The organism is Erysipelothrix sp. HDW6A, assembly GCF_011400295.1.
Classification (GTDB): Bacteria; Bacillota_I; Bacilli_A; order Erysipelotrichales; family Erysipelotrichaceae; genus Erysipelothrix.
Genome location: NZ_CP049859.1, coordinates 1266335 through 1278031, shown reverse-complemented (window position 1 = coordinate 1278031; position 11697 = coordinate 1266335). Strand labels below are relative to the sequence as shown.

The following is an 11697-nucleotide window of genomic DNA, read 5'->3' as shown; positions in this document are numbered from 1 at the left end:
AAATTAGGAGTACATATGAAAAACATTCTTATACCTACAGGTTATATGTCATCAGGTTCATCTGCTGTAACTGACTTAATATCGGAATTTGATGGATATTTTGCTGATTATGGTTCTCATGAATATGTCTTTTTACACTGTCCTAATGGTCTTTTTGACTTAGAAGATAAACTTCTTATTGGTAATAATGCAATACGAAGCGATGAAGCACTTCATACTTATTACCATACAATGTCCCAGTTGTATGATAAGAAATACTGGTGGGTAGGACATTATAAAGAGACTTTTGGTCCAGACTTTTTGAAGCATACAGAGGCTTTTATGGACGATATTATTCTTACGAAGACACAGCAATATTGGTATTATCAAGAGAACACAAGCTTAAAAATGGGAATTCGTCTTGCATTTAATAAGATTCTAAAAAAAGTTACATTAAATAAGTATAATGGTAAGAAACCATTACTCTATCCTGAGATGTGGTTATCTTTTCCTAATGAAGATGAGTTCTATTCTGCAGCCAAGAAGTATTTAAACTCTTTATTCTTAATGATTGGCAATGATCAAAGAAATCTAATTCTTGACCAACTCTTATTGCCATTTAATTTACATCGCTTGGAGAACTATTTTGATACAAACGCTAAAGTGATAGTAGTTGAAAGAGACCCAAGAGACGTTTACTTGTTAAATAAGTATGTTCATAGCAAATCGAATGAAACGGTTCCTTATCCAACTAATCCAAAAGACTTCTGTGTTTTCTATAAGAAAATGCGTCAAAGTGAGATTAAATTTGATAACGATCAAATACTTAGAATTCATTTTGAGGATTTAATCTATAAATATGATGATACATTATCTGATATTATGGAACTTTTAGAACTTCAACCCGAAGATCATAAACGTCCGAATACGTCGTTTAATCCTGAGATTTCCATTAATAATACACAAGTTTTTTTGAATCGACCAGAATATAAAGAAGAAATCGCAATTATCAGTGCTGAACTTGAGGAATATCTTTATGAATTCCCTTATGAAAGAGAATCAGATACTAAACTAGCCTTTTAAAAGGAGATTGTATGAAACATATATATATTACTGCCTTGCACCTACATCATGGAGGTGTGGAAAAGGTTATATCTTCACTCGCTAATATGTTTATTGAAATGGGACATGATGTCACTATATTATGTACGTATCAATTAGGTGAGCCAGTTTATCCGATAGATAATAAAGTAAGGATTAAATATCTTACTGATTTGAAACCGAATCGTGAAGAGTTTAAGGCAGCTATTAGAAGCAAGAATCCTATTAAAATAGTAAAAAATGGCTTTTATGCAATTAAAGTTCTTTACCAAAAGAAGCAGTCACTCATTAAAGAATTCAAAACAATTCAAGATGGAGTCATTATTTCCACGAGAAATGAACATTCTGTTTTACTTTCAAAATATGGTAATACACATGTTAATAAAATTGCTCAACTCCATCATGATCACCGGTTTGATGAAAAACTGATTCATGATTTCCAACATGGATACACAAATATTGATGACTTTCTCTTATTAACGCCTCGACTAAAAGATGAAGTTGAAGGATATATGAGAAGTACTAATCACCATACGAAATGTCACTGTGTACCTAACTTTTTAGATAAAGATACTTATGCGAGAAATCTTCCGAAAATTAATCAGATTGTAACAGTTGGAAGACTCCATCCTGATAAAGGATATGACCGATTACTTAATGTTTGGTCAGAGTTTATTAAGTTGAATCCCAACTATACACTTAAGATAATAGGTGAAGGGGAGTCAAGAAAAGATTTTGAAGTATTAGTAAAAGAACTAAATATTCAAAATAGTGTTGTCTTTACAGGATTTTTAGCTCATAATAATACATTGGATGAAATGTCACAATCTCTTGTTTATGTTATGACATCCATATCCGAAGGATTTCCAATGGTTCTTTTAGAATCAATGAGTCAAGGCACCCCTACAATTGCATTTGATGTAAGAGTAGGACCGGAGGCAATCATTAGTGATGGAATCGATGGTTACTTAGTAGCTGACAATGATATTACTCAATTTGCTCATAAACTTGATGAGTTACTGGAGAATCCTGAATTACTTAAATCAATGAGTTTAAACGCCTTAAATAAGGCAGATATATACAGTCAAGATAAGGTTTCGGAGTTATGGAAAGATTTACTAGCATAACTCTTCGATTGGAGGATCTATGAAACGTATTACAATTATTATGATGCTTTTATCAGTTTTTTCTAAACTGTTTGGATTTGTTAGAGAGATAGTACTATCAAATACTTATGGTGCTGGGGTAATTACTGACGGATTTATTTATGCTTATAACTTACCAGGAACACTGTTTTCAGTAATTGTTGCTGCATTCGTAACTGGATTTATTCCAATGTTTACACGTATAGAAAAAGAAGACGGTAAAGAAGAGTCCATAAAGTTTGCGAATAACGTTCAAAACGTAATGTTATTAATTGCAATCGTTGTCAGTGTTTTAGTATTCATCTTTACTGAGCAATTCTTGGCAATGCTTGTACCTCATGCTTCAGAAGCAGCGCTAGTATACTTATTACCATTTGTAAAAGTGGCGATTTTCACACTAATATTTACATGTATTATTCAAATCATGACTGGTTTCTTACAAATTCGTCAAGCATTTATTGTTCCTTTATTACTTGCTTTTCCAATGAATTTAATTTTGATATCCTTTATTGTGATTTCAAAATCTGTTGGTGCAAATATTCTTCCTTATGGAATTCTACTTGCATATGCAACGCAAGCTATTCTTATTTTATGGTTTGCTTATAGAAAAGGATTCAAACTTAAATTCTATATTAATTTTAAAGATAAACATCTTCAAACAATGCTTCTTCTAGCAGTTCCACTAATTATTGGATCTGCAACTTCTAGTATTGGTGGTCTTGTTAACCAGGCTCTTGCTTCTGGTATTGAGGGTGGTATCTCACATATTGGTTATGCTACAAAGATTGGTGGTCTCATTGAAGGAGTATTCGGTTTGGCTATCGTATCCGTTATGTATCCAACACTCGCAAGTGCTGTGGCAAATAATGATCATGAAAAGGCAAGCCATGAGTACCAAAATGCTATGTCATCGCTTCTACTCTTTATTGTTCCATGTATGGTTGGTATGACACTCTTGGCTCAACCAATTGTAGAGTTTGTTTACATGAGAGGGGAGTTTGGAGCTGATGAAGCTGCTGTTCTTACGAATGTATTCCGTACATACAGCCTCGGACTTGTTAGCTATTCTCTTTATGGTTTAATTGCTAAAGTATTCTATTCATTCCAAAACACACGTACACCAATGATTATTTCAGTTGGTAACATTACACTACAAATTATTCTAGGACAAGTACTAAGTAGACTTATCGGTCTACAAGGTATTACGCTTTCTATGGCCATCTCAGCTACAGTTGGAGTCATTGCAATATTCATTGCATCAATTAAATTGTTCAATAACTTAGATGTTCGTGCTCTAAGCAAAGAGATATCTAAAATCGTCATTTCTGCACTCATCATGGGGGTTGCAGTTCTTGCAATATACACGGGTGCATCAACCGTTGTTTCAGCTACAGTGAGCCTTCTAGGGGCAATTATGGCAGCAGTTGTAGTATACTTCGTATCAATTTACATTCTTAAAGTAAATGTTGTTACTGAATTAATCGCTAACTTCAAGAGAAGTAGAGGTTAATTTATAAATTCATAAAGGGACTTCTTAATGAAGTCCCTTTATTCATAATATAGATACGGTACGGAATAGTTGTTACCATCAATGAGATCATATTGAATTAAATCGTATTCATGTATCAACGCTTGATGATCTGGAGATAACTCCTCAAATGTATACGGAATAGGATCACCGTGTAAGTAGTATCCAGTTCGGTGAACACTTGCAAATACATTATTAACTTCCATAACCAATGCTTGGTATGCTGATATTTTCACACTCGCTAGGTCCATTAGTATGTTTTGGACATTGGAGAGCGAAATGTATTCATCATTAATAAGACTTGTTTCAACTCCAGGTATATTCGATACGATGAAGTAATTTGTTGTATACTTCATAATATGATCGTTTTCACTTAGTATTTCGTTATACAGGCCGCTTAGATGATCACCATAAAGGAATAGGATATACGGCTTATCAATTTGATTTAAGCTATCTACAAAGTCTTGTGTAGCTAAATCTGTGTAGTATAAACCTTCTGTATAAATCTTAATGCTATCAAGTGTTTCTTGATTTGTGATTGATGTACTGTTAGGAATAAAGTGGTATTCTGGATAAATATCATAATAACTTTGATGATTTTGCATGGTAACTATATGTAGTGTCATTGCTTCGTCAGTTTCTGAGTATATATCCAGTACTTCTTGATATGTAGATTCGTCAGAAATGAGCTCACCTTGTGGTGTAATCGGTTCTGTATGATTCATATCATTAGAGAAAATCTGGGTATCCACTCCCAATGCTGAATAGACTTGTTTACGCTTATATAAGTGGGATCCATAAGAATGTAAGGCAAGCGCTTCACGCTCATTCTCACCAATTCTAAATAATGAAGGCAAATGATGTTTACCAGCTACAAACGATTGAAAAGCTGTTGCAACACTTGAATTTAGCGAACCGATACTCATACTTGTTAGTAGTTCGTACTCAGTATTTGGTGTTCCACCACCATAAACAGGGGTAAGTACATAGCCACTCGCTACTTTATCGGTTTTATCAGTTATATATGTGAAAGGGGAGTCAATATCTAATCCATTTAATAATGAAGGATCGCTTAACGACTCGCTCAATATTGTAAATACATTAATGTCTTCGAAATCATCTCTAATTCTCTCTAAATTTATAGTATCTGCTTTATCTTGATACTTATCAAGTATTACGTGAACAGCATCTGAAGAGTAACCGATAGGTTTTGTAATATTTTGACCTGGAGCGTTAACAATAAGCCCATTATAGAACCCATATCCGAAATAGTTTCGTATTTGATGAACTGTCTCTAAATCAGGATAAAGGTCGTATGCAATCGTGAGTTTGTTAAGCATAGAATCGGGTCTGTTATATGAGGAAACAAAATATCCCCAAAAACCAATAAGAATCGTAGATACAACAAGACTAACAGTTCGTAGTCTCTTTCTTCTGAAAACATAGAACACAGGGAACTTCCGATTAATAAACCATGTTATTATTATTGTTACTGAAATAACAGAGATGCCTATGATAATAGCCTTCAAATTATTACCGCTCACCATTTTAAAAAGGAGGTTTATGTTTTTAATAAAAACAGCATCTGAAGGGTAAATGGGTTCATTAAGTATCGAAATTTTAATGGTGTTAGCAACAGCAAGAACAACTGTTACAATGAGATAACCAACACTTGTATAGAGGATGTTATTGGTTATGATTGTAATAAGCACATATGAGATAAAGATTAATATCACAGAAAATAAGTGAGCAGGCGTAGATCTTTCATACATTTGCTCTACTAAAGGAAAATTAAACTCTGCCGTGCTCATATTTAGTAAGAAAAGACTAAAACCACTAATCAATAAACCAATTAAAACGACTGAAGTATAACGAAAAAAGTGACCGATGATGTATTTTATCGTTTGTTTTTTATTATTTACACTTTTTTCCATAAAATTCAACTCCTTTCATCAGTATTGATAGTGGACCAGCAACTCTAATTGCTGAATTCATGACATTAAACTCAAAATTATTGCTTTTTCCGCCATATTCGCCATCAATACCATAGTCAATTTGCTGACTAGACTCAATTGTTAAGCTTTTTGTAGAAATAAGTATTACATTACTGGTATCAAAGATATTATTTCTAAGCTTATATAGAGAAGAGAAATATTTGGAAGGGGACATCGGTGTTTTTACCAATAATAACTCAAATTTGCCATCATCTAATGATACATATTCGTCTTCAAAATTGATCATGTTAGCCAATGATTTGGTATTTAATATTGAACAAAAACTATAAGAACCACGAATAACAGTATTATCAGTTTTAATTTTCAATTTGTAGGACTTAATTTTAGGAAGTTTAGGCAAAGCATTCAATAAATACGCAAAGAAACCAAGTCTATTCTTAATCCTTTGATTAGTTTCGTACTGTACATCTGTTAAGTAACCAAATGAGAAGGCATATGAAAATATGTGATTATTGATTTTTCCTAAATCAAATTCAAAGAGTGAATCAAGTGATATTGAATTAATGATTGAATCAATATCAATAGTAGTATAAATACTTTTTGCAATATCATTTGCAGTACCAAGTGGTATGATCGCAACAGGTTTTTGAATATCATATTGAGAAAGCATAGATAAAACACTGCTAACAGTACCATCGCCACCACATATGAAGATTAGGTCATAAACAGATTCTTCAAGTATTGACATAATGTCACCGTTGTCAGTAGTAATATCAATCTCTTTGACAACATTAATATTAGAGTATGAGCTGTAAGAAATTTCTTGTTTTTCTTTACCAGCTAGAGGATTGCTAATTATGATTACATTTATTTGCATTAAAACACCCAATTCTTATCATTCATTCAATATTACTTAGATATACTATATCCATGCATTAATACCTAATACAATACGATTTATCCTTTACTTCGCATAATGTATATTATGTAAATTATAGATGGCTATAAATATGTATCTAACTTTAAATTAATACAGACATACCCTTTTGAATATGTCTGTATTTAACAATTTAGATTAAATCCTTAAGAACTGACTTACCGTTTGATGTAGGTTCAACTTCAAAGTTATCAGTAATTGTAGCTCCAATATCTGCGAAGGTTTTATTTTTTTCTAATTCCTTCATACCTTTAAGGCTTGGTGAGTAATACAATACAGGAACTTCTTCACGTGTATGATCAGTACCAGCATGCACTGGGTCATTACCATGATCCGCTGTAATAATTAGTAAATCATCTTCTTTAATAAGTGGTAAGAGTTCACCTAATTGACCATCAAACTCTTCTAATGCTTCACCATAGCCAATTGGATTTCTTCTATGGCCATATAATGCATCAAAATCAACTAAGTTAACAAATAGTAATCCATTAAAATCCATGTCACGAACAATTCTAATTGTTTCTTCCATACCATGGTGATTGCTCTTTGTTCTATAAGCATCTGTAATTCCTTCGTTATCAAAGATATCGACAATCTTACCAACACTAATAACGTCATAACCGCCCTCTTTTAATGAGTCTAATGCTGTTTTTCCAAATGGTTTCAATGCATAGTCATGACGGTTAGCAGTACGTTGGAATTTTCCTTTACCTGTACCGATAAATGGTCTTGCAATAACACGACCTACTTTCCATTCATCTTTCATTGTTAATTCACGAGCTATCTCACAAACTCTGTAAAGTTCATCGAGGCCAAATACCTCTTCGTGAGCAGCAATTTGTAATACAGAATCAGCTGAAGTATACACAATCATATCTTTAGTTGCCATGTGTTCTTCACCAAGCTCATCTAAAATCTCAGTACCACTTGCTGATTTATTCCCAATAATACCGTATCCTGTACGTTCTGAAAGTTCATCTAACAATTCTTTAGGAAATCCTGTCTCTGTAAATGTAATAAATGGTTTTTGAATGTTTAATCCCATCATTTCCCAGTGACCTGTCATTGTATCTTTACCATTTGAAGCTTCAATCATTTTTGTATAGTATGCTTTAGGTGCTTCAACTGGATCAACACCTAATATTTTATGTAGGTTTCCAAGCCCTAATGACTTCATATTTGGCATATTTAGACCATTCATGCGTTCTGCAATATGTCCTAATGTATCAGAACCTAAATCTCCAAATTTTTCAGCATCATGAGCTGCACCAGCGCCTACTGAATCCATAACTATTGTAATAATTCTATTATACTTACTCATCCCTGTGTTCTCCTTTATCATCGTTATTCATAAAATCAGCCTTTAAAAACTTATCATAATCACGTTTTAAAGCCTTATTTTGCACATGTGTATAGATTTGAGTTGTAGAGATGTCTTGATGACCAAGAAGCTCTTGTATAACCCTTAAATCAACTCCTGCATCAAGAATACCTGACGCAAAGTAGTGTCTTAAACTATGTGGTGTTAAGTTTTCACGAATATCGAGTTCTTTACTCCGTAATTTTATCATATTATTGATGTATTGTCGTGTAACTTGTTTGCCTTTAGCATTAATAAAGACAAAATCACTGTCTTTTACAAGCCATGTAGGTCTTACTAAAGTCAGATATTCATTTAATGCATCTAAAGCATCATCGCTAATCGGAACCATCCGTTCCTTATTTCCCTTACCCACAATTCTTAGCCATTTTTCATCAGCATAAATTTGATTAAATACTAAATTAGTACATTCACTAACTCGTAATCCACATCGAACTAGAACCATTAAGATTGCATAATCAAAAATGTCTTTGGATGTTTCTCTAGAAAATGATAGTAACTTAATAATCGAAGCATCACTTGCGATAAGAGGAAGACGACTCCCCTTTCTTTTTAGACTAAGATACTGTGTCGGATCATAATTTGATCTTCCAGTATTCACTAAAAATTTATGAAACTGGCGAATGCTTACAATCTTATGTTGTATTGATGCAAACTCATAGGTTTTGTTGAGTGTAGCAATGTATTCATTGATTGTATGGTAACTAATATCTTCTAATGATTTAATATCATGTGTATCCAAATACTCTAGATAGTGTTTCAAATCATTGGAGTATGACTTTATCGTTAAATTAGATCGTGGATCAATATAACTGATAAAGTGTTCAAAGGAACTAAGATACTGTTTCATTGACTGTTTATTTTCCATCAGATATTTTCTCCAATAATGTATCTGTAGTAATAAATAAATCACTCTTTAGCTCTTTATTGAGTCTACCAACGATATCTTGAATGGTAGGATTTTCTAAATCACTAAACAAATCGAGCTGTTGTAGATGATCAGATTTAGAGATTAAGTTTGATATGGATACAGATATGAAATTGATAGCATCATAGCCTTCAAACTCATCATAGAGACCTATCACTTTCTCGTAAATTAGATTTAAGTCATCGGTATAGTGTTCAAGAGTTGTAGACCTTGCAGCTGTTTTAAAATCTTCCATTCTCAAGCTGAAAGTAATTGTCTTCCCTACTAAGTCACTTTTATGAAGACGTCGTACCATCTCTTCAATTTCAACTAAAATAGAGTGTCTAATCTCATCTAAGTCTGTCATTGCATTGGTAAAAGTCTTTGATTGACCGACCGATTTTGCTTTCGAAAAAGGTACAATTTGACTCATATCAAGTCCATTAGCTCTATCAATGTAATTACGTGTGTTTATTCCAAGGATTGGTCTGACATTATCTTCATTTGCATTTGCTAAATCATGGATTGTATGAATACCTATTTCTTTGAGTCGAGGAACGGTTTTCTTACCGATTCCAAACATATCTTCAATCGGTAAGGGCCATAAGAACTTATCAACTTCACGAATTCGTAATACAGTGATTCCATTAGGTTTTTTCATGTCACTTGCCATCTTAGCTAAGAATTTATTTGGAGCTACACCTATTGAAATTGGTAATCGTAACTCTTCGAATACTTGCTTCTGAATAGCAACCGCAAGATCTAAGGGCTTATCGTATTGCTTAATTACATTTGTGACATCAACATAACATTCATCAATACTTGCTTGTTCTAAATGAGATGAATAGGATTGAATTATTTTAATAAATCTATCGGATAAATCGTGATACAATTCAAAATCAATATCGACTACTTCTAAGTCATTACAGAGTCTTTTAGCATGTGCTAAAGGCATCGCTGAATGAATCCCGAATTTACGAGCTTCGTACGATGCTGTTGTAACAACTGAACCACGATGATTTGAACATACTACGAGTGGTTTACCTTCAAGATTTGGATTAGTAATAACATGGGCACTCGCAAAAAAAGCATTTATATCAATATGAAAAACAACTGCCATTAAATCGCCTGCCCTTCCTTTAGAAGTTCTTTCGCAGCAGCTAAACTATGGTCACTTGTAGAACCACTCATTATTAAGGCTAACTCTTCAACACGACGATCATTTGTAACCTGTTCAATTGATGTAACCGTTTGTTCTGCATCATCGGCTTTGGTAATAGAGAAATGACTCGTCGCACAAGCCGCAACGGAGCTTAAATGTGTAATTGTAAGGACTTGGGTCGTTTCAGCTAGCTGCTTCATTTTTGCACCTATTTGAATCCCAACACGACCACTAACACCTGTGTCAATTTCATCAAATACAACAGTACTAATACCTTGTAATTGATTGAAAATAACTTTAAGTCCCAACATTAAACGGGACAATTCTCCCCCACTAGCCACCTTATCAAGTGGTGAGAAATCTGAACCTTTATTCATTGCTACATAAAATACTACTGCATCAATTCCAGATTTATGTAGGTCTTGTTCTTTAAATACTACTTTAAACCTTGCATTTTCAAGCAACAAGTCATCAAGATGCAATGTAATTGCTTCTTCAAGACGTGAGGCTGCTTCTTTTCTATGTGTGCTTAAGCTTTGTGCAAGTTCAAATGCAAGTTGATAAGCTGCATTCATTTCATTTTCAAAGTCAATGAGTGTATCATCATAGGATTGAGCTTGTTTAATCGTAGTTTCTATTTGAATCATATGATCGTTAATTCCATCTACTGATGAATAACGTCTAATGTACTGTTGATATTGAAAGAGTCGTTCTTGGAGTCGATCAAATTCAAAAGGATCAAAATTCAGTTCCGCTTTCTTTTTAACTAAAGTTTCCTGGATATCTTCAAGAGAATAATATGCATCTTTGTATTGCGCTAATAGCACGTCATCATCAAGTTGTTCAAACACATCAATGCCTGCGTACCATGTGCCAAGGCCTGATTGATCATCGTTAAAAAGATCTAAGAGCGTTGAGTAGATTTCTTGATACTTTTCGAAGTTTTCCATCGAATTTAGCTGTTCTACAAGAATTTCATAATCTTCAACAGAAGGCTTAAACGCTTCTAACTCATCCAATTCTTTTTGAATCAGTTTAATCTCATTAGGACTAATGTCACTAACTTTAAATTGACTATATCTTTCTTTTGCCTTTGTATAGATTTCAAATTTTTCATTTAAATTTGAGACTAATTCAGAAGTGTTCGCAAATTCATCTAATAAATTGAGATGATTTTTTGCATTAAGTAAGTATTGAGTTTCATGCTGTGAATGGATATCAATTACATCTTCCAAACATTCCCTTGCTATTGAGAGACTTACAAGTCGGTTATTAATTCTAAAGGTGTTTCTACCATCTTGTGTCATTTCTCGCGTAAGGATAATTGTAGATTCGTCTTCTTCATTCAATCCAAGGTCATTCAGTTTAGTATAGATTGGATGATTTGCGGGTAAACTAAGAACAGCTTCAACACGAGCACTGGTACCATTGTTCCCTACTACAGAAGCGCTACTACGCTGTCCTGTGATGAAATTCATGGCATCGACAAGCATAGACTTACCAGATCCTGTTTCACCCGTAAACACGTTAAAACCTTCGGTTAAATCAACCTGGATATCTTGGATTAAAATGTAGTTTTTTATTGCAAGATGTTGAAACATA

General features: G+C 33.4%; 9 protein-coding genes. 3 read left to right on the top strand and 6 right to left on the bottom strand.

Going from position 1 to position 11697, the window contains the following annotated elements; translation table 11 throughout:
- Positions 1 to 15: 15 nt before the first annotated feature.
- From G7059_RS06515 to murJ, 3 genes are read left to right on the top strand one after another with little or no spacing between them, the layout of a single operon-like run.
- The gene (locus G7059_RS06515) at positions 16 to 1062 is read left to right on the top strand and encodes a sulfotransferase (protein ID WP_166081278.1); all 1047 of its coding nucleotides are present in this window, start codon (positions 16 to 18) and stop codon (positions 1060 to 1062) included.
- Between the two features lie 11 nt (positions 1063 to 1073).
- Positions 1074 to 2207 carry a glycosyltransferase gene (locus G7059_RS06510; protein WP_166081277.1) on the top strand — a complete coding sequence of 378 codons (1134 nt, stop codon included), beginning with the start codon at positions 1074 to 1076 and terminating at the stop codon, positions 2205 to 2207.
- 19 nt (positions 2208 to 2226) lie between these two features.
- Positions 2227 to 3735 (top strand): murein biosynthesis integral membrane protein MurJ, encoded by a 1509-nt coding sequence (gene murJ / locus G7059_RS06505; RefSeq protein ID WP_166081276.1) that lies wholly within the window; start codon positions 2227 to 2229, stop codon positions 3733 to 3735.
- A gap of 38 nt (positions 3736 to 3773) precedes the next feature.
- On the opposite strand, the gene G7059_RS06500 is transcribed toward murJ, so the two are convergent.
- The 6 genes from G7059_RS06500 to recN all read right to left on the bottom strand — a co-directional run bounded on the left by G7059_RS06500 (position 3774) and on the right by recN (position 11696).
- A complete protein-coding gene (locus G7059_RS06500) occupies positions 3774 to 5687 on the bottom strand; it encodes an LTA synthase family protein (protein WP_166081275.1) in 1914 nt (637 codons plus the stop codon).
- A complete protein-coding gene (locus tag G7059_RS06495; protein WP_166081274.1) occupies positions 5668 to 6585 on the bottom strand; it encodes a diacylglycerol kinase family protein in 918 nt (305 codons plus the stop codon). Before G7059_RS06495 ends, G7059_RS06500 begins: the two co-directional genes overlap by 20 nt.
- A gap of 193 nt (positions 6586 to 6778) precedes the next feature.
- Complete coding sequence (gene deoB, locus G7059_RS06490) at positions 6779 to 7966, bottom strand: phosphopentomutase (protein ID WP_166081273.1); 1188 nt, start codon at positions 7964 to 7966, stop codon at positions 6779 to 6781.
- Positions 7959 to 8894, bottom strand: coding sequence for a tyrosine-type recombinase/integrase (locus tag G7059_RS06485; protein ID WP_240920458.1), 936 nt, complete (start codon positions 8892 to 8894; stop codon positions 7959 to 7961). The genes deoB and G7059_RS06485 overlap by 8 nt, the downstream gene beginning before the upstream one ends.
- A complete protein-coding gene (gene dinB / locus G7059_RS06480; RefSeq protein ID WP_166081271.1) occupies positions 8884 to 10053 on the bottom strand; it encodes a DNA polymerase IV in 1170 nt (389 codons plus the stop codon). Before dinB ends, G7059_RS06485 begins: the two co-directional genes overlap by 11 nt.
- On the bottom strand, positions 10053 to 11696 hold the full coding sequence (gene recN / locus G7059_RS06475; RefSeq protein ID WP_166081269.1) for a DNA repair protein RecN: 1644 nt from the start codon (positions 11694 to 11696) through the stop codon (positions 10053 to 10055). The genes dinB and recN overlap by 1 nt, the downstream gene beginning before the upstream one ends.
- Position 11697: the final 1 nt, after the last annotated feature.